Here is a 25,132-nt window from a genome sequence, read left to right on the forward strand (position 1 = left end):
GATGACCGAAACGGCGACCGGGACGCGTCTTGGATCCATGGGTGTGGGCGAGAGCGCGCGACGGCCAGACGCGACGCTGAAGGTGACGGGCGAGTTCGCGTACGCCTCCGACCTGTGGCTCGACGGCATGGTGTGGGGCGCGACGCTGCGCAGCCCGCATGCCTCGGCGTGGATCCGTTCGATCGACATCGGGCCGGCGCTGGCGATCCCCGGGGTGTTCACGGTGCTGACGCACGAGGACGTGCCCGGCGAGAAGTTCTACGGCCTGGAGCTGAAGGACCAGCCCGTGCTCGCCATCGACCAGGTCCGCTACGTGGGCGAGCCGGTCGCGCTGGTGGGCGCCGACCATCCGGAGACCGCGCGCAGGGCCGCCGCGGCGATCGTGGTCGAGTACGAGCCCCGCCCCGCCGTGACGGATCCCCGCGAGTCCCGGGATTTCGTCCGGCGCCAGCCGGTGCGGGTGGGCGACACCTTCGAGGCGGACGTCGTGGTGACGGCCGAGTACGAGGTCGGCATGCAGGACCAGGCGTTCCTCGGTCCCGAGTCCGGCCTGGCCGTGCCCGCCGAGGACGGCGGCGTGGACCTGTACATCGCCACCCAGTGGCTGCACGTGGACCGCGACCAGCTCGCCCCCTGCCTGGGCCTGCCGCCGGAGAAGGTACGGCTGACGCTGTCGGGCGTCGGCGGCGCGTTCGGCGCCCGCGAGGACCTGTCGATGCAGGCCCACGCCTGCATGCTGGCGCTCCGGCTGAACCGCCCCGTGAAGATCGTCTACAGCCGGGAGGAGTCGTTCTACGGCCACGTACACCGCCACCCCGCCTGGATGCGCTACGAGCACGGCGCCACCCGCGACGGCAAGCTCGTCTACGTCAAGGCCGACATCCTGCTCGACGGCGGCGCGTACTGCTCCTCCTCCCCCGCCGTGGTCGGCAACGCCGCCTCGCTCGGCGCCGGTCCGTACGAGGTGCCGAACGTCCGCATCGACGCCACCGGCGTCTACACCAACAACCCGCCGTGCGGGGCGATGCGCGGGTTCGGCGCGGTGCAGGCGTGCTACGCGTACGAGTCGCAGATGGACCTCCTGGCCGAGGCGTGCGGCCTGTCGCCCATCGAGATCCGGGTACGCAACGCGGTCTCGCAAGGCTCGTCGCTGGTCACCGGCCAGATCATCGACTCGCCCGCACCGCTGGCCGGCATGCTCCGCGAGCTCGCCGCGATGCCCCTCCCGCCTTCCCTGGGGACCGATCTGCGCGCGCTGCCGGGCGGCGTCTCGCAGACCACCCACGGCGAGTCCGTACGACGCGGCGTCGGGTACGGCGTCGGCATCAAGAACATCTGCTTCTCCGAAGGCTTCGACGACTACTCCACGGCCAGGGTCCGGGCCGAGCTGATCGGCGGCGAACCGCACGTCACCGTGCACACCGCGGCGGCCGAGGTGGGCCAGGGCCTGGTGACGATCCAGGCCCAGATCGCCAGGACCGAGCTGGGCGTCGAGGACGTGACCGTGGCCACGGCCGACACGACGGTGGGCTCGGCGGGCTCGTCCTCGGCCTCGCGGCAGTCGTACGTCACCGGCGGGGCGGTGAAGGCCGCCTGCGAGGCGGTCCGGGCCCGCTTCGAGGGGCTGCCGGCCAGGGAGGCGCTGGAGAAGTACGGGCCGATCGAGGAGACGCGGGAGTATCGGCACCGGCCCACGTTCCCGATGGACCCCGAGACCGGGCAGGGCGACTCGCACACCCAGCTCGCCCTGTGCGTGCACCGAGCCGTGGTGGACGTGGACGTCGAGCTGGGCCTGGTCAAGGTGGTCGAGCTGGCGGCCGTACAGGATGTGGGGCGGATCCTGAACCCGCAGGCGCTGGAGGGCCAGATCCACGGCGGCTCGGCGCAGGGGCTCGGGCTGGCGCTGATGGAGGAGATCCAGCTGCGTGACGGGCGGCTGCTGAACCCGTCGTTCACCGACTACCTGATCCCCACCATCCTCGACATGCCGCCGATGGCGCTGAAAATCCTCGAAAATCCCGACCCCGCCGCCCCGTACGGCCTGCGTGGCGCAGGTGAGCCGCCGACGCTCTCGTCCACGCCCGCCATCGCGGCGGCGGTGCGGGCGGCGACCGGGCGGCGGTTGACGCGCGTTCCCATCAGACCGGAAGATATCGCCCTGTTCGATAAGGGGATTGACTTCGGGGAGGAATCCGAATGACCAGCGCACGTGACGCGGCCAAGGCGGAGTTCGAGCGGTTCGACACCGACGGCGACGGCCTGCTGTCGACCAGCGAGATCAGGCAGGTCAACGCGGCCCTCGGCGGGCACGGCGTCGACGACGGTGAGATCAGCGCGTTCATCGACGCCGCCGACAAGGACGGCGACGGCCGGATCGGCCTGGAGGAGTTCATCGCCCTGGTGGGCGGCGGCAAGCACGAAGCATGACGTACCGGCGGCCCGAGGCGTGATCACGTTCCGGGCCGGGTAGGGCATCCGGCACTCCCCCTTGATCGCGAGGGGGGATGGCCGTGCTCGACAGGTTCTTCGAGCTCTCCGGCCGGTCGACGACGGTCGGGCGCGAGGTGCGCGGCGGCGTCACCACGTTCATGGCGATGGCCTACATCATCCTGCTCAACCCGATCATCCTGGCCGGAGCCCGTGACATCACCGGCGCCCGGCTCTCCATCGTTCAGCTCACCACCTCGACCGCGCTGGCGGCGGCCGTCTCGACGCTGCTCATGGCGTTCATCGGCAACGCGCCGTTCGGGCTGGCGGCCGGGCTCGGCCTGAACGCGGTGGTCGCCTACCAGGCCGCGCCGTTCATGACCTGGGCCCAGGCGATGGGCCTGGTCGTCCTCGAAGGTCTCGCGATCATCATCCTGGCCGTGACCGGTCTGCGCACCCTGATCATGAACGCGATCCCGCTGGCGCTCAAACACGCGATCAGCGTGGGGATCGGGCTGTTCATCGCGCTGATCGGGCTGGTCGACGCGGGTTTCGTGGCACCGGGCTCCGGCACTCCCGTGCAGCTCGGCGCGACCGGGCACCTGTCGGGCTGGCCGGTCACGGTGTTCTGCTTCGGACTGCTCCTGATGATCGTCCTGTACGTACGCAGGACCCCGGCGGCCATCCTCATCAGCATCGCGGTGACCGCCGTGCTGGCCGTCGTGGTGAACTCGCTGGCCACCATAGACCCCAAGACGTGGGGCGTGGTGGTGCCCCGGATGCCGGCGTCACTGGTCGCCGCGCCCGACTTCGGGCTGGTGGGGCGGTTCGACGTGTTCGGGGGGTTCGTGAGCGCGGGGGCGCTGACGGCGAGCGTGGTGCTGTTCACGCTGGTGCTGTCCGGGTTCTTCGACGCGATGGGCACGATCATCGGCGTCAGCGACGAGGCCGGGCTGGTGGACGAGCAGGGGCGGGTGCCGAGGCTGGGCGCGATCCTGACCGTGGACGGCGTGGCCGGCATGGTCGGCGGGACGGTCAGCGCGTCGGCGAACACCGTCTTCGTGGAGTCGGCCGCCGGCGTGGGCGAGGGGGCGCGGACCGGGCTGGCCAGCGTGGTGACCGGGGCGCTGCTGGGTCTGGCCCTGCTGTTCACGCCACTGGCCGGGATGGTGCCCGCGGCCGCGGCGGCGCCCGCGCTGGTGCTGGTCGGGGCGCTGATGATGACGCAGAGCAGGAACGTGCCCTGGGGCGATCCGGAGCTGGCCGTACCCGCGTTCCTGACGATCGCGCTGATGCCGTTCACGTACTCGATCACGAACGGGGTCGGGGCCGGGGTGATCTCCTACACGCTGCTGAAGGCGGCTCGGGGGAAGTTCCACGAGATCCCGTGGCTGCTGTGGGTGGTTTCGCTGATCTTCGTGGCCTATTTCGGGATCACCGCGCTGGAGGAGTTGTTCGCCTAGCGGATGTCGGCGGTGTTGCAGGCCACGCCGTTCTTGTCGATGTCGGGGTACCAGATGTACTCGGGGTGGCGGCCCTTGGTGTACGGGCCGTAGCCGGCGGCGGCGGCCTCTTTGCAGCTGGCGTAGTGCGGGTCCAGTTTCTGGGTGCCGCGGGCGGGAGAGGTGGCGCGGCCGTCCGTGGCAGAGGTGGTCGTGGTCGGAGCTCCCGCGTTGGGCAGGCCCGTATTGGTGGTGCCCGGACTCGTCGCGCCCGTGGTCGGCGCCCCCGTGGCGGCCGGGTTCGAGGTCGGCGCTCCACCCGTCGGCGCTCCACCCGTCGGCGCCCCGCCCGTCGGCGCTCCACCCGTCGGCGCCCCGCCCGTTGGCGCCCCGCCCGTCGGCACCCCGTTCGTTGGCGTTCCGGCGGGCGGTGTCCCGCCGGCCGGTGCTCCGGCGGTCGGTGAGGCGCTGAGCAGGCTGGCGGCCAGCGCCTCGGCCTCCTCCTTGCTGAAGCCCGCGATGCTCAGGCTGTCACCGTCCATGGGCTGCGTAACGATCGGCGCCGCCAGGACGGTCTTGGGCACCAGGACGACCGCCACCTGCCGCTGGTCGGTCACCAGCTCGTCGATGAGGTCCGACACCTTCTGCTTGAACGCGGGCGCGATCGCGATGCGCACCGAGTAGGTGCCGTCCTTCTCGCGTACGGCCTCGATCCGCTGCACGGCGTTGACCGTGACCCCGTCCTCCAGCAGGTAACAGGTGGTCTGCTCCTTGTCGAGCACGGCCGTGTCACCCGGGCACGGCGCCGGCTTGGTCTCCCTGACCGGCGCGAAGTGGATCGGCGTCGCCAGCCGCTGCGGCGGCACGGCGCCCAGGAACGGCGAGTCGGGACTTCTGGTCATCAGGACGGCGACCGTCCCCAGCACGCCTGCGATGAGCACGAAAACGACCAGCGAGACGATCAACACGATGGTGGTCAATCTGCTGGCCTTGGGTTCTCCGGGCTCTCCGGGCTCCGCGGGTGGCGGCTCTTCCGGCTTCTCCATCGTTGGCGACCCCATCCTGACGTTCGGGCTGCGGGTGAGCCTATCGAGGAGAGGCGGAAGCGGGGTAATCAGCTGAATAATCCTCATCTTCCCGCAAAAAGCAGAGAAGATTGAAGTAAGCGTTACAGATTGTCGATGGATCCTCCCGGCCGTCCGGAAGAAGGTGAAATCATGAAGGTCGGCGTTCCCCGCGAAGTCAAGGACAACGAGTACCGCGTCGCACTCACGCCCGCGGGCGTCCACGAGCTGGTACGGCACGGCCACCAGGTCCACGTCGAGCACGAGGCGGGCCTCGGCTCCTCCATCCCCGACGCCGACTTCGAATCGGCCGGCGCCGTCATCCTCGCCCGGGCCGACGACGTCTGGGCCGGGTCCGACCTGGTGCTGAAGGTGAAGGAGCCGATCGCCGAGGAATACCACCGGATGCGCAAGGGCCAGATCCTGTTCACCTACCTGCACCTGGCCGCCTCCCGGGCCTGCACCCGGGCGATGCTCGACTCGGGTGTCACCGGAATCGCCTACGAGACCGTACAGACGCCGAACGGCGCGCTCCCGCTGCTCGCCCCCATGTCGGAGGTCGCGGGACGGCTCGCGCCGCAGGTCGGCGCGTACCATCTGATGCGCTCGCAGGGCGGCCGGGGTGTGCTGATGGGCGGCGTCTCAGGCGTGCGCGCGGCCCACGTCGTGGTGATCGGCGCCGGCGTGTCGGGCATGAACGCGGCGGCCATCGCGCTCGGCATGCAGGCCGAGGTGGTCCTCCTCGACCGGAACATCGACAAACTCCGCCAGGCCGACGTGATCTACCGGGGCCACTGCCAGACGGTCGCCTCCAACACCCTGGAGATCAACAGGGCCGTACGCGAGGCCGACCTGGTCATCGGCGCGGTCCTGATACCCGGCGCGAAGGCTCCCAAGCTGGTGACCAACCAACTGGTCCGCCGGATGAAGCCCGGCTCCGTACTGGTCGACATCTCGATCGACCAGGGCGGCTGCTTCGAGGACTCCCGCCCCACCACCCACGCGGAGCCGACGTACCAGGTGCACGACTCGATCTTCTACTGCGTGGCCAACATGCCGGGCGCGGTGCCGCACACCTCGACGTTCGCCCTGACCAACGTCACGCTGCCGTACGCACTGGCGATCGCCGACCAGGGGTGGGCCCGGGCCCTGCGCGAGGACCGCGCGCTCGCGCTGGGGTTGAGCACGCATGAGGGACGGCTGACCAGCAAGCCGGTGGCCGAGGCGCATGGGTTCGAGTGGACGGCATTGGACGACGTACTGAGTCGGGTCTGACGACTGTCCGACCGGGCGCGAACGTGCCGGCCGGGGAACGAAGCCCCGACCGGCGCGTCACGAACCACGTGTCAGCGGCCCTGACCAAGGTGCCGGGTGAAGAACCGCAGCGAGCTGTCGATCTCGAACCCGGGGATCTCCCCGTGCTTGCCGGGGTTGGCGTGCAGCGTCTTCTCAGCCGACCCCAGAGCGTCGAACAGCGCCAGGCCCTTGGCCCGCGGCACCAGGTCGTCGTCCCACTGGAGCAGGAACCGCACCGGAACCGTGACCCGAGCAGCGGTCTCGGCCAGCCCGTCCACACCGAGGAGCCCCAGCACCGCGGCGCGCACCCGTGGTTCGGCGGCGAGCAGCGGCACGCCGAGCCCGGAGCCCATCGACACACCCCAATAGCCGACCGGGCCGGGACCCACGTGGTCGAGCTCCTGGACCGCGGTGATGACCGCCTGCCAATCGGCGACGGCCTGGCCGGCGATGAGCTCGTGCAAGGTGGCGACCACCGCGGCGGCGTCCTCACCAGCACCGATCCGTCCCCGGTTCTCGGTCACGAACCGGACGAACTCCTCGTCCTTCGGCCGGTCACCGTGGTTGGGCGCGTCGATCGCGGCGACGGCGAACCCGCATTCGCCGACGAGCCGGCCCGCGCGAGCCGGGATGCCGAGGGCCTTCTTGTGCTGTCCGCCGCCGTGCCCCACCAGGATCAGGGGGCGGGGACCTGTGGCGTGTTCCGGTGTCCACAGCACACCGGGAATCTCACCGACGGTGAACAGCTCTTCGGTGACGCCATCCGAGGACGTCTGGGAAATGGGAGTGAAGCGCATAGCGTTTCAAAGCCTTTCGGGATGCCTTCCGCGGGCGCTCCCTAGCCCATGCGATGGAGGGAGCCCCGACCTGTCACAGCGTTGATCGGTCTCACCTCCTTCAGCTGGTTTATGGCGACAGCGAACGTACCACAGAGACCTCGCAACACGAACGTCGCTCCCAGCGAGAGGCCCGGGCCGCGCAGCGCAACGATGCGTGGTGAACCTCGGGCGCTCCCCGCCTTCACCATGAGCATTCTTTTGACTACTCTTGGTAATCGATCATTCAATCCAACGACGGAGAGTGACCGCATGACCAAGGCTTTCGTGACGACTCTGCTCGCACTGGGCGTAGTGGGGATCACCGGTCCCGCCCATGCTGACATCGACGTGAACTTCGGCGGAGGAGTGAACGCGGCGAACAACTGGAACTTCACCGCCGCGGCCGTCTGCCTGCAGGAGGTGGCGGTGGTTCCGGTCCTGGGAGACTGGGTGGGCGATCACGTGAACAACTGCTCCAACGGCAACGTCATCGATCACAGCCGGTAACGCCCGATCGTCGATCCCGGCTCGGCGGGCGGTGAAACGTTCAGCCAAGCCGGGCGGCCACCTCGTGGGCGCGGCGCAGGTCGTACGGTGCCGACAGGCGTTCGGCCGCCCGTACCGCCTGCGCGGCGGCCTTCGCCGCCGCCCGCCGCTCGCCCGCGGCGGCCAGGACGAGCGCGCGGGCCCAGCCGATGCGGGCGGCGGCTCCCGGATGGCGGGCCTGGTAGTCGGCGAGGTGCCGGTGAAGCCTCCGGGCCGTCGCGGGGTCCGGGGACGTGCGGCAGAGCAGCTCGGCCAGCCCCGACCAGCACTCCAGCATGCCGCGCTGGGCCTTCGGCAGGCGGGCGGCCAGATCCAACGCCCGGGCCAGCGCCTCCTGCGGATCGTCCGCGATCCGCAGCCCGTCTGATCGCGGGTCGTCCGCGATCCTTGGCTGCCTGTCTGATCGCGGGTGGTCCGCGTTCAGGCGGGCCGAGGCCGTGAGCAGGCGTAACTCCTGGATCACCGGCATGACCGCGCCGTCCCGCAGGCCGAGGCGCTGCTCGTGGGCGCGGCGGCGCTCGGTCGAGGCGCGGGCCGCCGCCAGCACCCCGGCGACCCGATCGGGGCTGGTCCCCTCGATCCGCAGCAGGGCCTCGGCCTGGCCCATCAGGCACCAGTGGCGGCCGATGTCGTCGCCGCCGACCCGGCTCGCCGCCTGTTCCGCCGTGGCGGCGTACAGGTTCGCGGCCTGCTCGAAGTCGCCCCGCCAGAGCGCCGCCTCCGCGAGCATGCCCGCGCAGTTCTCGGCCACCCGCGGGTCCAGCGTCCTGGCCCGGCACTCGGCGAACGACCCCCGGGCCGCCTCGAACTCCCCGGCCGAGAGCTGATCCAGGCCCCGGGCCAGGCGGGCGCGGCTCGCGGGCTCCGTGGGATGCGCGATGCCGGTCAGGGCCCGGTCGGCGAGCGCGCCGTAGCGACCGGCCAGGCGGTGGCGGCCGGCGACGCGGGCGATGGTGGCGAAGTTCGCGTACGCCTCCGCGCGCAGGTCCGGGGCTGAGGTGCGGTCGGCGGCGTTGAGCTGGCGCAACGAGACCGCCAGCATCGTCGGCACGTCCTGCCGGTGGTAGGCCAGCCGCGCCAGGAACGTCAGCGCCTGCGCCACCTCGGCGCCCCGCTCGGACCGGGGCGACCGGGCAGGTCGAGCCGCTGCCCGCTCGCCGCCAGGACCCGCACCCCCAGGGCCGCACGCAGGACGCGCCGGCCGGACCCGATGGAGGACCTGGCGCGCGGCGGCCGTCAGGATGGCGGCGACCAGGCCGGGCCGGGAGGCCGGCAGCGGCCGGCCCACCGTGTCGAGCGCCGCCCTGACCAGCCGGTACGCCTCCCGCTCCCGGGCAAGCTGATGCTCGCTCACGCACGCCATCCGCAACCACCGCGCCCGCAGGCGGGGAGCCTCGGGCGTACGGGCGAGATGCCGCCGCACGACGACCCCCGACTCCTCGTACAACCGCAGCCGCAGGCACAACACCCAATAGTTGTCCAGGAACCCGGGCTCCCCGGACACCGCCCAGGCCAGCCGGATGTTGTCCATCTCCGCCCCCAGCACGCGGGTCACCTCCGCGTCCGAGGCATCCTGCAGGGCGGCGGCGTGCCGGTCGAGCAGGCGCGAGAAGTACGCGGCATGCCGCTCCCGCGCCGTCCGCCGCTCACCCGGCGACAACCGCGCGGCGGCGAGCTGCTGGATGAGCGGGTGGATGACGTACCGCCCGGCCGGGGTGAGCTCGATCATGCTCTGGTCGACCAGGCGGACCAGCACACGCGGCGTGGTCCTGGCCACCTCCAGCGCCGCGGGCAGCGTGCAGCCGCCGCCGAACACCGCCAGCGCCGCCAGCGCCTGCTGCCCGGCCGGGTCGAGGAGCCGCCAGGAGGTCTCGAACACCGTACGCATGCAGGCGTGCCGCGACCGGACCGCCGGTCCGGCGGCCGACAGCAGACCGGGGTCCACGCCGAGGCGGCGGCCCAGCTCGGCGGGCGGCACGGCCCGCAGCAGCCCGGCCGCCAGCTCGATGGCCAGCGGCAGACCATCTGTGGCGGCGCAGATCGCGGCCACGGCGGCGGCGTCCCGGTCGGCGTCGAACGCCGGTTGCGCCCGCGTCGCCCTGGCCGCGAACAGGGCCTCGGCCGCCGGTCCCGGCAGGCCCGCCACCTCGAACGTCACCTGACCTGCCAGGTCGAGCCGCCGCCTGCTCGTCGCCAGGACCCGCACGCCCGGTGCCGTACGCAGGACGCTCCCGATGACCGCGTCGAAGGCGGGCAGGTGCTCGAGGTTGTCCAGCACCAGGAGCACCTCCTGCCGGGCCAGCGCCGCCAGGAGCAGGTCCAGGGCGGGGCGCTGCGGCGTGAGGTCCACGCCGAGGCGGCGGGCGAGCGTGGTGACGGCCGCCTCCGGGCGTACCCCGGCGAAGGAGACGAAACAGGCCGAGCCCGAGGCGGCGGCGATGGCCAGGCGGGTCTTGCCGACGCCGCCCGGGCCCAGCAGGGTGACCAGGCGTTCGGCGGCCAACAGCGTACGCAGCCGCCCCAGCTCCGCCTCCCGGCCGAACAGCTCCGTGCCGGGCACCGGCGGAGCCGCGCGCCGGACGGCCGGCCGCTGGGTGAGCAGGCGCCTCCTAGCCGCCGCGGTCTCCGACGCGGGCTCGACACCCAGGTCGTCGGCCAGCCGCCGCCGCAGGTCGTCGTAGCAGGCCAGGGCCGCCGCCCGGTTGCCCGCCGCGGCCAGGGCCGCCATCAGCAGCCGGTGCGCCTCCTCGTCGTACGGGTCCAGCCCGGCCACCAGGCGCGCCAGCCGTACGAGATCGGCCGGTGGCGCGGAGCCGGAGCGCAGCAGCAGCTCGCGCAGCCGCAGCCGGACCCGCCCGCGCTCCGACTCCAGCCATCCGCCGAAGGCCGGGGCGTCACAGAACCACACCCCGTCCATGAAGTCGCCCCGCCACAACCGCAGCGCCTCTGCCACGGTCGCCGTCTCGACCAAGCGTCCATGGTCCACGTAGCAGCCGCCGGGGCGGAACCGTACGTGGTCGCGGGTGATGTCCAGCCACCCGCCCACCTCCTTGCGCAGCTCCGACAGCGCCAGGCGCAGACTGCCGCGGGCGTTGGCGTCCGGCCGCTCACCCCACAGCAGCGCGGCCAGCTCGGAGCGCGAGCGCGGGCCCGGCGTGGTGGCGAGGTAACAGAGCAGGGCGCGGGTCTTGGCGGAGCGGATGCCCACCGGCCGCCCTCCGACGGCCAGCTCAGGCGGACCGAGCAGCAGCAGGGTCAGCGAGTCTCCCATAGCCACAGCACGGTAGGCGCGTCCCCGCCGCGCGACTGTGAAAAAGGGCGCGCACGGAACGTGCTCTACGCCGCTGACCAGCCACTGACCAGCGCTCTAACGATGCGCTCACGCTGCCTGCCCCACTCTGATGCCGCGTTTCGCGAGAGACGCAATCCTCACCAAATCTCACCAAATCTCACCAAAGGAGAAGCAGCATGCGCTCCCAGAAGCTGATCCCCGCGCTCGCCCTGGCGGCGGGACTGGCCGTCCCTGCAGTGCTGGCCACGGCCCCGCCCGCCGGCGCGACCGCCAGGGCCACGAACTGCTCGGTCGAGTTCTACGACCTCGACGCGTCCGCCGTGGACGAGGTCGACGGCAAGGACGAGCTCAGGCTCGAGGTCGGATCGAGGCTCTTCCCCAACTCCTGGGTCAACATGCGGGCCGGCGACGACGCCGACCCGGTGGACTTCGACTACGCGAGCGTCAACCTCAGCAGCAGCTCGTCGCTGGCCTTCAACCTGCGCGAGGTCCAGCCGCCGATCGTGAAAGCCGGCTACAACCTCGGCACGATCATCGTGTACGGCTCCGACTGCTCCGGGCTCTCCACCGGCCAGAGCCTCATCGTCGGGGGCATCGTCTCCGGCACCCATGACAGCTACTACGAATACAACCTCAGGTTCAGGATGACCGGGCTGTAGCCCCGCCCGAACGTGAAGGCTCCGCCGTGGTCCCGAGGCGGGGCCTTCACCTTCTCCGCAAGCCCGGTGGTCCCGGTGACGGCCGCTGTGACGACGGTGGCGAAGTTCCGCATGCCGAGCGCGTTCGGGCCCGGAAGGGTGCGGCGCAAAGGCGACGGCGTGAGCGGGCGCTTGTGAGCGGAGCACAAAAGCCTTTATGGCAATGATGAGCGCCTGATCGCCACAGGGGCAGTCAGATCAGGTCGTCGAATTCGCCGTCCTTGACGCCGCCAAGAAATGCCTTGAGCTCAATTTCAGTGAACGCCAGGACGGGGCCGTTGGGGTTCTCGCTGTCGCGGATGAGCACCAGAGGTCCCCGGTTCGCCTTGTGGAGGGCGTCGGCCGGCGCGGCGTCGGCAATGGCGACTTCCACACACCCATTGCCCCCGTCACTGCGCTGACTCTTCCGCCAGGTGAGGGTGGCGGGGTCGATCGGGTTGCTGTGCATGTCTCGCGGGTCCTCTTTCCATCTGTAGACGGCCGGCCGCCTGAGAGATCAACTCCGCCGACTGATCAGGACTTACGGCGATTGCGCGAAGTTGATCAAAGGCGAGACTGTCTCGATCAACCTCACTGTCGTTCTCGATCCACAGGCTACTCGTCAGTATCTCGATGTAGACCACGGTGAGCTCTGTGGGCGGGCTTTGGCTGGTAGATGAGCTGTCGACGAAGTGGGGCATTCGCCGCACGGGTAACGAGAGTTCAGCGGTATGGCGCTTGTGGACACATCCGAAAAGCAGAGTGGTCTTTAAGCGGTTCGCCAGGCGTCGGTGACGCAGGACTCCTCGAAGTCTTTATCTGTCCAAGATCTGCGTCAACCGGCACGGTGAAGGCGACCAGGGGAAGCTCCGCACTGAAGGATTCCCCGCCCTAGCCGAACGGCGCCAACTGCTCGTGCACGGCCTGCGCGCTTCGCCCGAGCGGTCCATCGGGCACTGGCAGGACCCGGACCGTGCAGTTGCCCGACGCTTCCACCCGCCCACAGGCCCAGTGAAGACCGTCGTCGTCGGTGGTGAAACCCACCACGTCCTGCAGGAATGGGACGTTCGCCACACGGGCGGTATCCCGGCTCAAGCGCGTGGCCCAGAGCCCTTCGGTGTCGTAGGGAAGCCAGTCTTCCCGAGGTGCGAACTGGAACCACACCTTGATCAGGTCCGGCTCCGCGGGGAGGCCTTCGGAGGGGGTTGCAAGGACCATGCCCACATGATCGCGCAGTCTGTCGAGTGCCCGTCCCAAGTCGGTCCAGACGCGCACGCGAGGGCGTCGATCCCGCGTCCGCGAACCGGGCGCGCCCGGCGGAGTGAGTGCGCTCTTGACTGCCGACTATTCTCCCATCACCATCGCGGTTAGCCATCAATTCTCGAATATCCAGGCAGGAGCCGAGCATGAAACTCCGATTCCTCGGCAGCACGTCCGACGACGGCCAGTGCCCCACCTTGTACGAGACCGACCGCGGCACCTACGTCGTCCAGGGAGATACGGTGACCGACCCCGAAGCCCTCGCCGAGCTGCGTAACGTGCTCCCTGGCGAGAGTTTCGTGGAGATCCCCAAAGAGCTCCTCCGCTTCGCCGAAGGATCCTGAGTGCCCCTTCTCGCTCCGGCCGACTTCGACGCGCTCTGGAACACCTTTCAACACACCGCGTTCAAGTTCGAGGTACGCGATCGGTACGACGTGCCTTCCGAACACGAGTCGCTCCGGAGATTCCTCGCCGGGCAGCCCGACCCGGAACGCGCGACCAGGCCATGGCTTGACCGCATGAAAGCGGCCACCGGACAGGGCAAGCGTGTGGAGCGAGTACGCGTTCTCACCGAGCCGCACGGCGACTACGCGCGCTGGCTGCTCGCCGGCACACCGCTCAGCACCGCTGCGGGCGAGGACATCCGGTACCTGTCTCGCGAGCACGCGACCGACCTCGAATTGCCTGAACACGACTTCGCGCTGTTCGACTCCGCACGACTCGTCTTGCTCAACTTCGACGCCGACGACCGGCCCCTCAGGCACGAACTCACGACCGATCCAGAGATCGTCCTGCGCCACTGCCAGTGGCGCGATGCCGCCTGGCACTACGCCGAGCCGTACGAGCAGTACGCAGAGCGGTAGAAACTATCCCTCGTGGCGCGACTACAAGAGGCACGTGAGGCTCTCGGCCAACGACTCCGAGAGGTGCGACAGGGTGCCGGGTTCACGGGCACGGCTCTCGCGGGGCTTCTCGACTGGCCGCAATCCAAGGTCAGCAAGATCGAGACGGGCAGACAGACGCCAACCAGGAACGACATCGCAGTATGGGCGCACGTCTGCGGCGACGAGGCGGCGGCTGGACCACTCATCGCCCGGCTGGAAGTCTTGGAGACCATGTACGCCGAGTGGCGGCAGCGGCTCGGCGCCGGCACGTCGGAACGGCAGCGCGCGAGCATCGCGCTGGAGGCCGGCGCCACCCGCATCAGGGCTCTGGAGACCACGGTGGTCCCAGGTCTGCTGCAGACCCCCGACTATGCGCGCTATCGACTCGCCCAATCGGTGAAACGCCATAACCTGCCCGACGATGTCGACGAGGGTGTCCGGGTTCGCATGCAGCGCCAAGAAGTTCTGTACAGGCCGGGGAAGCGCCTGCATTTCGTGCTCACGGAGGCGGTGTTGAGGTATCGGCTTTGCCCGCCGGATGTCATGGCGGGCCAACTCGACCGTCTCGTGGCGATGTGCTCGATGAGCACCATTCGCGTGGGCATCCTGGGCTTCGACGCAGAACTCGGCGAGTCGCCCAAGCACGGCTTCTGGATCTTTGACGAGGAACGGGTGCTGGTGGAGACCATCGGCGCCGAGCTCACGCTGACCCAACCTCAAGAAATCGCCCTTTACGGGCGGGTCTTCGACCGGCTGGCGGCCGACGCCAGTTACGGAGCCGAGGCGCGCCGACTCATCACCACGGCGATGGAGTCCCTCCCGTGAATGCTTGCCATTCTCGCGGGTGACGCTCCTGCCAGAGGATTCGAATATTCGAGAATAGTCGTTGTGAGCTCTCTGGAGCGGCCTTAACGTCCAGGCCATGGACAGCTACAAGTCCGCATTCCCTGCGCGAACGCCCTACGTCACCGCTTTCAGCGGGGAGAGCGTCGCGGTCAACCTCACCTTCATCCGGGATACGTGGTCGCTGAGTGGGTGGCGGCTGTCCTACACCGACCCCGTGGCGAGCGACTGGGACATGGGTGTGCTGTGGGCCCGGCAGAAAACACTCCGCCGTGGAAGTGTCCGATACGACGAGATGCACACCCTGCGGCAGCGCGAATGCATGCTCGGCAGGCTCTGCCAGGTTTGCCGGGGCCCGGCGCCAGACTCCGGCACAGGGCGCCTCGCCTGGGTCTTCCACGCCGAGCCGCCCGCCCCCTCCGGACGCCTTAGCAAACCGCCTATTTGTTTGGGTTGCCTGCCAGAAGCGATAAACGCATGCCCGCACCTGCGCCGTGAGGCCCACGTCTACACCTCGGGCGACTATTACGTCTGGGGTGTGAAAGGCGTCATCGTCTCCCCGTTGGGATGTGAGACGGTCCTGCGGGACATTCCGCATGACGACCTGCACGCGCTGGAGTCCACGCTTGCCAGGGCTCTGGTCGTGCACGTGTCGGATCTGCGCCGCGAACCAGCCCCCAGACAGCCCCACCGCCGCATGTCTCGTCCGAAGCATGCGGATGCGGGTGTCGGGCGAGACAAATCCCTTATGTCGTCAGCACGCCTGCGCTGGCCCCGGCGTCAGTCCTAGATAGCGCGCAGTGCCTGCCGGGCCGCCGCGAGAGCCTCCTCCTCAGAGGCCCCTGCCTGCCGGGCCGCCTTCGCAAACTCCTCGGCCGCCGCCGCGAGGCGGAGCCCGAGCTGATCAGCCGTGCCGGAGATGACGGCCGTACGGCCGCGCCGTAGCTCGACCAGACCCTCGTCTCGCAGCTGTTGATAGCCCCGCAAGACGGTGTGCAGGTTGATGCCGAGGGCGGCCGCCACGTTGCGCGCCGAGGGCAGCCGGTCTCCGGGCTCCGCCGCGCCACTGGCCAGCGCCGCGCGTACGGAACCCGCCACCTGATCTGCCAGCGGCTGGTCCGATTGGAAGTCCACCGTGACCAGCATTACGCCGCCTCCCCGCGTCGTTGCCGATTGAGCCAGCCGTTGACCAGCGCGGCCGCCACGCCTGCCTCCTGCGTGGAGTAGACGAACGAGCGGTCGTCGGCGAGTGAGAGCACCAGCACCGGTCCTCTCCCGGTGACGGCCCCCCAGCCCCACCCTCCATCAGCCAGCTTGTAGCTGCCCTCGGGAGCCTTGGGCCTGGCCTCGGCGAAACGTATCCGCGCCCATGGGATCGTCCGGCGCAGCTGCAGCCAGGGCAGCGTCATCGTGACACCGGAGTCATCGATCTGCAGGCGGGTACGCGCCTGCGCCGTCTCCACCACCGCCCACAACGCCAGCAGGACCACGCCGAGCCACCCGGTGTACGCCTGAACCGCCACCCACACGGCCGCCGCCGCCAGCAGAGCGCCGATCAGCAGCCTGCGTACCGACCAGGCAGAAGTCACGAACATCACCCGCTGCCACGGCCCGAGCGCCATGGCGTTCACATACGGAGGTGGGGCGCTCTCCGCCTCGGGGGGCGACGGCAACGGCCCCGCCACCAGCCATCCCAGCGCAAACGCCCCCAAGGTCCCCGCAGTCTCCACCACCATGGGCCAGCCGGGCCGGGCCGCGCCCCCAAGGACGTCGACCAAGCCTAGCCACCACATCACGCAGGCCACCGGAATGGTGAGACCGACGACGAAGCTGACCGCCACCAGGACACGCTGAGCCACGGGCACGCGCCAGTAACTCAGGAACGAGACGACGATCAACGCCTCCATCCACACCATCATGCCGAAGACCGGCTGCGCGGACCAACTCTGCCAAGTGAACCCGATCCTGGTGTCGAAGCTCCAGCGGTTGACGGTGACATGATCGGGCAGGCGCTCGCCGAGCAGGCCGACGAGGAGCATGGGTACGACGAGCATCAGCAGCGGACCGAGGGCCGTCAGGACCAGGCGGCGGGGCCGTCTCTGCGGGGCGAAGTCCGTGGACCGGGACACGAACACCTCCAAGAGTGTTTGATTTAGACTATAACACTATGAACAGTTCGGAGAGTAGAGCGGTAGCGGTGTACGCCCGGCGCTGAGACACAGAACATGAATTATTTGTCACACCGGCCCCGTCGAGACGATGGAAGAGCAGCTCGCCATCCTCGGCGGCCGGACCGACTCGGCAACGTCATGTGTCACATCGGCAGAGGAGGATGCTCGCGTGTCCGTCGTGACGTTCCCCAGCCAGCCCGACCCGGCCACCGCCGGCCCCACGACCGCGACCGCCGTTGAGCACTTCTGCCATCGCCGCGGCTACCACCCGCGCCGGCTATGCCGAGACCCTCACCCGCCTGATCGCCGTCATGGGTCCCGAGCACCCGGCCGCCGCCCTGACCCCCGAGCACTACGCCACGGTGATGGACCGGTGGAAGGCCGCGGCCGCCGCGACCCGGCACCGGCAACCTGTCAGCCTTGTGCTCCTTCACCACCTGGCCCCAACGCCAGGAGATCCTGGCCACCAACCCGGCCCGGCGGCTGGAGCGCCGCAGAACCGCCCGCCGCGGTGATCGCTCCATCCCGCGCGCCCGCCTGGAGAAGCTGTTCACCGACGACGCCCACGCCCTGCGGGAACGAGTGCTCTGGAGGCTGCTGTATGAGACGGCCGCACGCGCCGAGCTGTCCTATCCCCGCGCCGAGTACCTGTTCAAGACCGCCTCGGCCAAGCTCGACCCGCACGGGGTCGGCTGGACCCTGCACCAGCTGCGGCACTCGGCGCTGCAGCATCTCGCCCAAGCCGGCCGACCGCGCCCGAATTCAGGCCAAGAGCCGCCATCAGCACCTGGCCAGCCTTGGCCGCTACGTCCGGCTCGGCGAGGAAACCTCCGCCCGCATCACCGCCGAGGCCGACCCTGTCCAGCGTCGCCGGACTCGCTGACCTGCACGCCACCCGGTAGACCGGAGGGTCACGCGGGGTTGCGTACCTGCAGCACCTGATCATCGCCAGGGTCCGGCTCGACACAGTACCCGGCCTTCAGCAGATCGGCCTCGCACCGAACGAGCTCCCGCGCGAATGCCGCCCGTAGCTTTCGTCACTCAGAGCTACTTTGCGGCTGGTGACACCGACCCGAGTGGAGGACCCGGTAGCAAGCTGGCGGGAATCAAACTGAATTCCCCTGTGAGTTACCTCAGGGCCGCTCCCCGTATCCCGAAACGACATGGGCAATCAGCGGCAATAGTGAACGCCGTCTTGCCGAATACAACGGGATCGCGTCCGGGGGCGGCGGGGGCCGGCAGGCCCCCGCCCAAAGGCGAAGCCCCCCGAGAAGGCAGCCTGAGCGAAAGCGAAGACCATGCTTTTCGGGGGGTCGAAGGGGGGCGGAGCCCCCCTGGGAAGCGCAGTCCGACCGTCAGGGAGGGCCGAGCTTGGGGGTTATTTGTTGGTGGGGCTGGCGCTGGGGCTGATGGTTTCCATCGGGGCCTGGGATTGGGTGCCCTTGGGCTCGGGTGGGAGGGGGGCCTGGTCCGCCGTGGTGGTGATGGCGTCGGCGCCGCCGCAGCTGGCGCCGGCTTCAGGGGTGTCCGGGCCGTTCTGGTACTTCTTGATGAACGCCGCGAGCTTCGGGTCGTCGGCCTTGTCCAGCTTGAGCTGGTGGCCCCAAGATGATGCCACGACCGGGGCGGGCAGGTTCGGGTACGGGCTGACCAGCATGTAGTCCTGCTGGCCCGTCGAGGAGGCCGTCTTCTTCAGCGCGTCGATCTGCGCCTTCGGCAGGTCGGGCCGGTACGTGATCCACAGGGCGCCGTGCTCCAGCGAGTGAACGGCGTGCTCGTTGTGGATGGGCTTGTCGTAGATCGCGCACTGCTGCCAGTAGTTGTTGTGCTGACCACCGACCGGCGGGTTCTCCTTGTACGTGACCGCGTTCCAAACGTGCTGGCCGGCGTCGTACTTGTAATTGGCCACGGCACCGAGTGACGTCTCCTTGGCCTGCTTGACCAGATAGAAACCGACCACTCCGACGAGCAGCACGATGACGAGTCCGCCTGCCCCCCACATCAGCAGCGCGGCGCGGCGCTCCTTGCTCTTCTGCTGCGCTCGCATCTTCTGCAGATGCTCGCGGCGCGCCTGCGCCTTCTCCTTCGTCATCGTTCCTCCATCGGCGTGCCAACTCCGGGTCACCCTATGCCCTTGGGCAGTATGCGGAGAATAAGAGCGACCTAAGTACGCGTACCGGCCTCGGCTAAGGGATGGGTACGCTGGACAAGCCATGGAAAAGCCCGCGAAAAATTCGCTGCTCGTCGCTTGCGCCGTGCTGGTCCTCGCCGCAGCGGCGATCTTCCTCGTGTGGGGCCGGAGCGGCACGCCCGGCGACACCTCGGCGGAGGCCGGGTTCGCTCGCGACATGGCCGCGCATCACGCGCAGGCCGTCGACATGTCGTTCACGATCAGGGACAAGACGCAGTCCAAGGACGTCCGCAACCTGGCCTACGACATCATCACCACCCAGTCCAACCAGCGGGGCATGTTCATTGGGTGGTTGCAGCAGTGGGGGCTCGATCAGGCCACCGACCGGCCGCCGATGGCGTGGATGGCCGAGCATGGTCATGGCGGGACTGGCACGGCGACTGTCGCCGCGGGCGGGCTGATGCCGGGCATGGCCACGCCGGACGAGCTGACCAAGCTCAAGGAGTTGCAGGGCACGGCGGCCGAAGTGCTCTATCTGCAGCTGATGATCCGCCACCACGAGGGCGGTGTGCAGATGGCCGGAGGGCTGCTGAAGCTGTCCACGCGGGACGAGGTGGTCAACATGGCCCAGAAGATCGTCAGCGGGCAGACCGGCGAGATCAAGCTCATGACCGAGATGCTCAAGCAGCGCGGCGCGCAGCCGTATCCGACGATCCTGAAGTGACCGCGCGACCCTGACCGCGCGACCCTGACCGCGCGACCCTGACCGCGCGACAGCGCGCGACGGGGGCGGGCTGGGATGAGCGATCCGGGGCAGGACTCCACTGAGCCCGAGAGACGGGTTCTGCAGTGAGCGCGGGGGCGCGCGAAGCGCGAGGGCGGGGCCCAGGTGAGTGGTGACGCAGTGGTGGTGGGGCCAAGGTGAGTACCGACGCGGTGGTGGTGGGGTCCGGGCCGAACGGGCTCGTCGCCGCCATTCTGCTGGCTCAGGCGGGGCGCGAGGTGGTGCTGCTGGAGGCCGCCGATCAGTTCGGTGGCGGGCTGCGGTCGGCGGAGCTGACGCTGCCTGGGCGAGTGCACGACATGGGTGCGACCGTGATGGCGATGGCGCTGGCCTCACCTGCCTTCCGGGAGCTGGGTATCAGCGGGTTCGATCCCAAGGAGCCCGGCTCCAAGGAGCCCGGTCGCCGTGGGACCGATCTCAGTGGAGCCGAGGTCGGGGCGGTCGAGTTCGCGCATCCCGAGGTGGTCGCCGCTCATCCGCTCGACGATCGCCCCGCCGTACTCGTGCACCGCGACGCCCCCCGTACCGCGGCCGGGTTGGGCCGGGATGCGGCGGTGTGGCAGGCGACGGTGGGGGCGGCGGCGCGGGCCGGGTTGCCGCTGGTCGATCTGATGCTCAAGCCGCTCGGGCCATGGGAGCCGCGGCCGAGGGCGTTCGCGCAGGCGGCCAGGTTCGGGGTGGCGGCGGCGCTGCCCGTCACGACGCTCGCCCGGCGGGCGTTCAGGACCGTCGAGGGGCGGGCGGTGCTCGCGGGCATGGCCGCCCATTCGATGCTCGACCTTCGGGCACCCATCACGAGCGGGTACGGCCTGCTCCTGGGCGCCCTGGCTCATCTGGTGGGGTGGCCGGTGGTGAAAGGCGGGTCGCAGGTGCTGGCCGACGCGCTGGTGGCCAGGTTCAGGGCGTTGGGCGGGGAGGCGGTCAGCGGGCACCGGGTACGTCATCTGAGGGAGCTGGACGCGGAGACGGTGGTGCTGGATGTGACCCCCAGGCAGTTCCTGGCGATGGCGGACCTGCCGGCCGGGTATCGCCGAGGGCTGGAGCGTTATCGCTACGGGCCAGGGGTGTTCAAGCTGGACTGGGCGCTCGACGGGCCGGTGCCCTGGCGGGATCCGGCGGTGGCGGCGGCCAGCACGGTGCATCTCGGGGGGACGCTGGAGGAGATCGCGCTCAGCGAGGCCGAGATGGCGCGCGGGCGGCACTCGCCGCGGCCGTACGTGCTGCTCGTGCAGCCGTACGCGGCCGATGACAGCCGGGGCGGGCACACGTTGTGGGCCTACTGTCATGTTCCGAACGGGTCTCGCGTCGACATGACGGACGCCATCGAGGGGCAGATCGAGCGGTTCGCGCCCGGGTTCCGCGATCGGGTGCTGGCCAGGCACGCGATGGGGCCCGCTGAGCTGGAGGCGGGCAATCCCAACCTGGTGGGTGGGGACATCGGGGGCGGGCTGGCCAGTCTGGGGCAGTTCGTCCGGCGGCCGGTGTGGTCGGCGGCGCCCTGGCGGACGCCGCTGCCGGGGGTGTTCCTCTGCTCGTCGGCCACGCCGCCCGGGGCCGCGGTACACGGCATGGGCGGCTGGCAGGCCGCCCGCCTCGCACTCAGCCGCTGAGCCCCTCAACCGCTGAGCCCCTCAGGCACAGAGCGCGTCAGGCACAGAGCGCGTCAGTGCATCTCCTCCCGGACAGCGGCCGCGAAGGCGTCCACATCCGCTTCCGTGGTGTCGAAGGCGCACATCCACCGCACCTCCCCCGTCGCCTCGTTCCAGGTGTAGAACCGGAACCGTTTCTGCAGCCGCTCCGTCACCTCACGCGGCAGCACCGCGAACACCGCGTTCGCCTGCACCGGCCGCGGCACCTCGACACCGGGGATGTCGCGGACCGCCGCCGCCAGCCGCCGCCCCATGGCGTTGGCCTGGCGGGCGTTGCGCAGCCACAGGTCGCCGGAGAGCAGCGCCTCGAACTGGGCGGACACGAACCGCATCTTCGACGACAGCTGCATGAACGTCTTGCGGAGGTAGTCGATGCCGGTGGCCGCCTCGGGGTTGAGCACCACGACCGCCTCGCCGTACAGCAGGCCGATCTTGGTGCCACCGAAGGAGAGGACGTCGACGCCCGCGTCCGTGGTCAGCGCCCGCATCGGGACGTCGAGGGCGGCGGCGGCGTTCGTGAGGCGGGAGCCGTCGAGATGGACGAGCAGCCCACGGTCGTGCGCGTGGGCACAGACGGCCGCGATCTCCTCGGGGGTGTAGAGAGTGCCGAGTTCGGTGGTGTTGGAGATGGAGACCACGCGCGGCTGGGAGCGGTGGACGTCGCCGAAGCCCCAGGCCTGGCGGTCGATCAGCTCGGGCGTGAGCTTGCCGTCGGGCGTGGGTACGGTCAGCAGCTTGATGCCGCCCACGACCTCCGGCGCGCCGCCCTCGTCGGTGTGGATGTGGGCGGTCTCGGAGCAGATGACCGCCTCCCACTGAGCGGTCATGGCGCGCAGCGAGACGACGTTCGCGGCGGTGCCGTTGAACACCGGCCACGCCTGCGCCCGCTCGCCGAAGTGCCGCTGGAAGACCTCGCGCAGGGCCTCGGTGTAGACGTCGTCACCGTAGGCGATCTGGTGGCCGCCGTTGGCGTCGGCGATGGCGCGCAGGATCTCCGGATGCACCCCCGCGTAGTTGTCGCTGGCGAAGCTCTTGAGCTGAGGGTCGTGCCGGGAGATCACTGAGTGAGGTCCAATCGAGTGCCGTTGAGCTGGGCGGCGGGCCGGTCGTAGAGGTCGCCGATCGTCTCAGCCAGCGTATTGACATCGGTGAACCCGGCAAAACGGGAGTCCGGCTTGGCGGCGCGCATGGCGTCGTTCACCAGGGCCTTGACGACCAGGATGACCGCCGCGCTGCCGGTGTCCTTCAGGGCGTCGGCGAGGGCGAGCGTCCACGCCTCCGAGGCCGCCTTGGCGGCGGCGTAGGGGGCGCCGCCCGCAGTGGGGTGCTCGGCCGCCTTGGCGGAAACGATCACGAACCGGCCGTTCTCACTCTTGCGCAGCAGCGGCTCGAAGGCCAGCGAGACGTGCTGGAGCGTGCGGATCAGCAGGTCGTGCAGGGCGTCCCAGTCGTCGAGGTTCGTCTCGGCGAACGAGTTCGCGCCGCGCCAGCCGCCGACCAGGTGCACCACCCCGTCGACGTGGCCGTGCTCGGCGGAGATCCGGTCCGCGAGTGCCTGCACGGCCGCGCGGTCGAGGAGGTCGACGTCGTCCTTGTCGACCCCGAGCACAGTGTGCCCATTTTTCCGGAAAAATCCGGAAACGGCCTGGCCAGTGGGCCCACCGGCACCCGTAACCAGAATGATCATGCCCGGATCCCCCTAGTCGATTCGACCACTTCGCCCAGCTTACGGCGCAGTGCCTCGTAGAACATGCTCAGCGGGAACTCGTCCGCCAGCACCGCGTCCACCTTGGCCTTCTGCTCCTCCGGCAGCGCCTGGATCCCCTTGGCCCAGGTCGATCCGGGGTTCGGCTCGACGTACCCGCTCACCAGCTCGTACGCCGCCAGCCAGTGCGCCAGCTTGGACCGGTCGATGCTGTCCCGGTACAGCTTCTCGACCTCGCCGCGCAGGTCGGCCACGCCGCCCGCCACGCGCGCCCAGTCGATCGTGAGCCGGTTGTCGGTCCACCGCACCACGTCGTTGCGGTGCAGGTACGCGAAGAGCAACTGCCCGCCGAGCCCGTCGTAGTTACGCACCCGGTCACCGGTGATCGGGAAGCGGAACAACCGGTCGAACAGGATCGCGTGCTGAACGTATCGCGCGTGCGGCACGCCCTTCTCCTCCAGCCGTACGGCCTCGCCGAACGCGGTCAGGTCGCAGCGCAGCTCTTCGAGCGAGTACAGCCAGTACGGCATGCGCTGCTTGATCATGAACGGGTCGAACGGCAGGTCACCGTGGCTGTGGGTACGGTCGTGGATCAGATCCCACATGACGAAGGTGTCCTGGGCCAGCCGCTGCGACTCCAGCAGCCGGGCCGCGTCGGGCGGCAGGTCGAGCTTGAGCGTCGCGGTGGCGGCCATGGCGACCCGCCGGAATCTGGCCGCCTCCCGGTCGGCGAAGATGCCGCCCCAGGTGAACCGCTCCGGCGCCTGCCGTACGGCGACGGTCTCGGGGAAGAGCACGGCCGAGTGGGTGTCGTAGCCGGAGGTGAAGTCCTCGAAGGCGATCGGCACGAACATCGGGTTGTCGTAGCCGGACGACTCCAGCTCGGCCAGCCAGTCCGGCCAGATCGTGCGGAGCCAGACGGCCTCCAGGTTGCGGTTCGGGTTGCCGTTCTGGGTGTACATGGGGAAGACGACCAGGTGCTCCAGGCCGTCCACCCGCTGGGTGTCGGGGTGGAACAGCTGCAGGGAGTCCAGGAAGTCCGGTACGCCCAGGTCTTGGGCGCTCCACTTGGCCAGGTCGTCGCGGACCGCTGCCAGGTAGGCGGCGTCCTGGGGGAAGTACGGCGAGATCTCGGCCAGCTTGCCGCCGATCGTGGCCACCAGCGCCTTGGCCCGGGGCTTTTCAGAGGGCACCGAGCCGTCCTTGACCTGGAGCGGGCGCAGCTCCTCGACCGTCGCCTTGAGGTCGGCGAACAGGCTCGCCTTCCGCTCGTCCCGGGAGACGGCGGCGTTGTCGTCCGGCACGCGGGCCGCCCAGGTCACCACGTTCCCCCACAGTGCGCGGTGGTCGTGGTCCTCGATCGAGTCGTCGCCGAACAGGTCCGAGTCGGCGAACACCAGCACCCGGCCCCGCCCGTGCCGCACCGCCACGGCCAGCGCCGCACCGGCCGGATCCGCGCTCGCCGAGCTGGCGAACAGCACGGTGGCATCCACGCCACCGACGGTGGCCGGGTCCGGGAGGGTCAGCACGCCGGAGCGGTAGAAGCAGGCGGCGTTGACCCCGGCCAGCAGCCCGTCGTTCGTGGCCCGCTCGCCGAGCACCCAGGTGACCACCCCGCGGTGCGCGTGGCCGGGGTCCCGCACGGTGGTGTGCTCGACGCCCACCCCGAACCGTCCCAGCAGCTCGGCCAGGTTGTTGCCGTACTTGTCCTGCTCCTCCTCGGCCAGCACCACCAGCCCGCCGCCACCCGCCACGAACGCCTCCACGGCGTCGATCTCGGCGGCCGAGAACACCGGACTCCCCTGGCCCGTGGTGCGCTCCCACCGCTCCCCCGACGGATGCGCGATGACCAGGACGTCCTGTTCCTGGAGCGTTCCCGCGTCGAGCGGGCCCGCCAGCCGGGCCGTCACCGTGTGGCCGAGACGCCGCAGCAGCTCGGCCGCGCGGGCGTAGCTGTTGTCGTCGGGGTGCGCCGGGTTGATGGCCTCCGCGACGTCACGCCGGATGGTCCACGACTCGCTGTGGGCCTCGTCGAAGAGCACCCTGGGGAACGCCTGCATGAAATATCTCCCGCCATAACCGTCTTCTAGCGGAAAATATACATATAGCCCAGCCCAAAACCGACAATCCGGTCCGGATGGTG

Annotated in this window: 25 protein-coding genes; 13 read left to right on the forward strand and 12 right to left on the reverse strand. The window is 69.9% G+C overall.

Going from position 1 to position 25,132, the window contains the following annotated elements; translation table 11 throughout:
- Position 1 precedes the first annotated feature (1 nt).
- The 3 genes from KME78_RS32400 (at position 2) to KME78_RS32410 (ending at position 3,890) form a co-directional block, all read left to right on the forward strand.
- Positions 2-2,200, forward strand: coding sequence for a molybdopterin cofactor-binding domain-containing protein (locus tag KME78_RS32400; RefSeq protein WP_219533204.1), 2,199 nt, complete (start codon positions 2-4; stop codon positions 2,198-2,200).
- Complete coding sequence (locus tag KME78_RS32405) at positions 2,197-2,427, forward strand: EF-hand domain-containing protein (RefSeq protein ID WP_219533205.1); 231 nt, start codon at positions 2,197-2,199, stop codon at positions 2,425-2,427. The genes KME78_RS32400 and KME78_RS32405 overlap by 4 nt, the downstream gene beginning before the upstream one ends.
- Positions 2,428-2,504: 77 nt before the next feature.
- Positions 2,505-3,890, forward strand: coding sequence for an NCS2 family permease (locus tag KME78_RS32410; protein ID WP_219533206.1), 1,386 nt, complete (start codon positions 2,505-2,507; stop codon positions 3,888-3,890).
- On the opposite strand, the gene KME78_RS32415 is transcribed toward KME78_RS32410, so the two are convergent.
- Positions 3,887-4,915, reverse strand: coding sequence for an excalibur calcium-binding domain-containing protein (locus KME78_RS32415; protein ID WP_219533207.1), 1,029 nt, complete (start codon positions 4,913-4,915; stop codon positions 3,887-3,889). The genes KME78_RS32410 and KME78_RS32415 overlap by 4 nt on opposite strands.
- 171 nt (positions 4,916-5,086) lie before the next feature.
- Between KME78_RS32415 and ald the strand changes: the two genes are divergently transcribed.
- The gene (gene ald / locus KME78_RS32420) at positions 5,087-6,208 is read left to right on the forward strand and encodes an alanine dehydrogenase (RefSeq protein WP_219533208.1); all 1,122 of its coding nucleotides are present in this window, start codon (positions 5,087-5,089) and stop codon (positions 6,206-6,208) included.
- A 71-nt stretch (positions 6,209-6,279) separates the two neighbouring features.
- Here the strand turns inward: ald and KME78_RS32425 are convergent, their stop codons facing one another.
- Positions 6,280-7,026, reverse strand: coding sequence for a dienelactone hydrolase family protein (locus KME78_RS32425; RefSeq protein WP_219533209.1), 747 nt, complete (start codon positions 7,024-7,026; stop codon positions 6,280-6,282).
- Positions 7,027-7,317: 291 nt separating this feature from the next.
- Here KME78_RS32425 and KME78_RS32430 point away from each other — a divergent pair, with 291 nt between their 5' ends.
- The gene (locus KME78_RS32430) at positions 7,318-7,554 is read left to right on the forward strand and encodes a hypothetical protein (RefSeq protein ID WP_219533210.1); all 237 of its coding nucleotides are present in this window, start codon (positions 7,318-7,320) and stop codon (positions 7,552-7,554) included.
- A gap of 40 nt (positions 7,555-7,594) precedes the next feature.
- On the opposite strand, the gene KME78_RS32435 is transcribed toward KME78_RS32430, so the two are convergent.
- Positions 7,595-10,864 carry an ATP-binding protein gene (locus tag KME78_RS32435; protein WP_219533211.1) on the reverse strand — a complete coding sequence of 1,090 codons (3,270 nt, stop codon included), beginning with the start codon at positions 10,862-10,864 and terminating at the stop codon, positions 7,595-7,597.
- A gap of 197 nt (positions 10,865-11,061) precedes the next feature.
- Here KME78_RS32435 and KME78_RS32440 point away from each other — a divergent pair, with 197 nt between their 5' ends.
- Positions 11,062-11,544, forward strand: a complete 483-nt coding sequence (locus tag KME78_RS32440) for a hypothetical protein (protein WP_219533212.1) — start codon at positions 11,062-11,064, stop codon at positions 11,542-11,544.
- 232 nt (positions 11,545-11,776) lie between these two features.
- Here KME78_RS32440 and KME78_RS32445 read toward each other — a convergent pair whose 3' ends face one another.
- The 3 genes from KME78_RS32445 to KME78_RS32455 all read right to left on the reverse strand — a co-directional run bounded on the left by KME78_RS32445 (position 11,777) and on the right by KME78_RS32455 (position 12,780).
- Complete coding sequence (locus KME78_RS32445; RefSeq protein WP_219533213.1) at positions 11,777-12,031, reverse strand: DUF397 domain-containing protein; 255 nt, start codon at positions 12,029-12,031, stop codon at positions 11,777-11,779.
- The gene (locus KME78_RS68140; protein ID WP_372454980.1) at positions 11,973-12,263 is read right to left on the reverse strand and encodes a Scr1 family TA system antitoxin-like transcriptional regulator; all 291 of its coding nucleotides are present in this window, start codon (positions 12,261-12,263) and stop codon (positions 11,973-11,975) included. Before KME78_RS68140 ends, KME78_RS32445 begins: the two co-directional genes overlap by 59 nt.
- 190 nt (positions 12,264-12,453) lie before the next feature.
- Positions 12,454-12,780: a DUF4265 domain-containing protein gene (locus KME78_RS32455; protein WP_246652503.1), complete on the reverse strand. Its 327-nt coding sequence runs from the start codon at positions 12,778-12,780 to the stop codon at positions 12,454-12,456.
- Positions 12,781-12,968: 188 nt separating this feature from the next.
- Between KME78_RS32455 and KME78_RS32460 the strand changes: the two genes are divergently transcribed.
- From KME78_RS32460 to KME78_RS32475, 4 genes are all read left to right on the forward strand, one after another.
- Entirely contained in the window at positions 12,969-13,166 is a 198-nt protein-coding gene (locus tag KME78_RS32460) for a hypothetical protein (RefSeq protein ID WP_219533215.1), read from the forward strand.
- Positions 13,167-13,685 carry a DUF6879 family protein gene (locus KME78_RS32465; RefSeq protein ID WP_219533216.1) on the forward strand — a complete coding sequence of 173 codons (519 nt, stop codon included), beginning with the start codon at positions 13,167-13,169 and terminating at the stop codon, positions 13,683-13,685. It abuts the gene before it with no gap.
- Positions 13,686-13,697: 12 nt separating this feature from the next.
- A complete protein-coding gene (locus KME78_RS32470) occupies positions 13,698-14,531 on the forward strand; it encodes a helix-turn-helix domain-containing protein (RefSeq protein WP_219533217.1) in 834 nt (277 codons plus the stop codon).
- A gap of 97 nt (positions 14,532-14,628) precedes the next feature.
- The gene (locus KME78_RS32475; protein ID WP_219533218.1) at positions 14,629-15,339 is read left to right on the forward strand and encodes a hypothetical protein; all 711 of its coding nucleotides are present in this window, start codon (positions 14,629-14,631) and stop codon (positions 15,337-15,339) included.
- On the opposite strand, the gene KME78_RS32480 is transcribed toward KME78_RS32475, so the two are convergent.
- Together KME78_RS32480 and KME78_RS32485 are read right to left on the reverse strand one after the other, a co-directional pair.
- A complete protein-coding gene (locus KME78_RS32480; RefSeq protein ID WP_308127223.1) occupies positions 15,336-15,683 on the reverse strand; it encodes a GntR family transcriptional regulator in 348 nt (115 codons plus the stop codon). The genes KME78_RS32475 and KME78_RS32480 overlap by 4 nt on opposite strands.
- A gap of 11 nt (positions 15,684-15,694) precedes the next feature.
- Complete coding sequence (locus KME78_RS32485) at positions 15,695-16,678, reverse strand: hypothetical protein (protein WP_219533220.1); 984 nt, start codon at positions 16,676-16,678, stop codon at positions 15,695-15,697.
- A 462-nt stretch (positions 16,679-17,140) separates the two neighbouring features.
- Between KME78_RS32485 and KME78_RS32490 the strand changes: the two genes are divergently transcribed.
- A complete protein-coding gene (locus tag KME78_RS32490) occupies positions 17,141-17,662 on the forward strand; it encodes a hypothetical protein (RefSeq protein WP_219533431.1) in 522 nt (173 codons plus the stop codon).
- A 436-nt stretch (positions 17,663-18,098) separates the two neighbouring features.
- Here KME78_RS32490 and KME78_RS32495 read toward each other — a convergent pair whose 3' ends face one another.
- Positions 18,099-18,812: a thioredoxin-like domain-containing protein gene (locus KME78_RS32495; protein ID WP_219533221.1), complete on the reverse strand. Its 714-nt coding sequence runs from the start codon at positions 18,810-18,812 to the stop codon at positions 18,099-18,101.
- Positions 18,813-18,933: 121 nt separating this feature from the next.
- On the opposite strand from KME78_RS32495, the gene KME78_RS32500 reads away from it, so the two are divergent.
- A complete protein-coding gene (locus KME78_RS32500; RefSeq protein ID WP_219533222.1) occupies positions 18,934-19,575 on the forward strand; it encodes a DUF305 domain-containing protein in 642 nt (213 codons plus the stop codon).
- A 197-nt stretch (positions 19,576-19,772) separates the two neighbouring features.
- Positions 19,773-21,245 carry a phytoene desaturase family protein gene (locus KME78_RS32505; protein ID WP_219533223.1) on the forward strand — a complete coding sequence of 491 codons (1,473 nt, stop codon included), beginning with the start codon at positions 19,773-19,775 and terminating at the stop codon, positions 21,243-21,245.
- A 53-nt stretch (positions 21,246-21,298) separates the two neighbouring features.
- Here the strand turns inward: KME78_RS32505 and KME78_RS32510 are convergent, their stop codons facing one another.
- From KME78_RS32510 to KME78_RS32520, 3 genes are read right to left on the reverse strand one after another with little or no spacing between them, the layout of a single operon-like run.
- Positions 21,299-22,345, reverse strand: a complete 1,047-nt coding sequence (locus KME78_RS32510; RefSeq protein ID WP_219533224.1) for a threonine aldolase family protein — start codon at positions 22,343-22,345, stop codon at positions 21,299-21,301.
- A complete protein-coding gene (locus KME78_RS32515) occupies positions 22,342-22,971 on the reverse strand; it encodes an SDR family NAD(P)-dependent oxidoreductase (protein WP_219533225.1) in 630 nt (209 codons plus the stop codon). The genes KME78_RS32510 and KME78_RS32515 overlap by 4 nt, the downstream gene beginning before the upstream one ends.
- A complete protein-coding gene (locus KME78_RS32520; protein WP_219533226.1) occupies positions 22,968-25,049 on the reverse strand; it encodes a DUF6421 family protein in 2,082 nt (693 codons plus the stop codon). Before KME78_RS32520 ends, KME78_RS32515 begins: the two co-directional genes overlap by 4 nt.
- Positions 25,050-25,132: the final 83 nt, after the last annotated feature.

Source organism: Nonomuraea guangzhouensis, assembly GCF_019396345.1.
GTDB classification, from domain to species: Bacteria; Actinomycetota; Actinomycetes; order Streptosporangiales; family Streptosporangiaceae; genus Nonomuraea; species Nonomuraea guangzhouensis.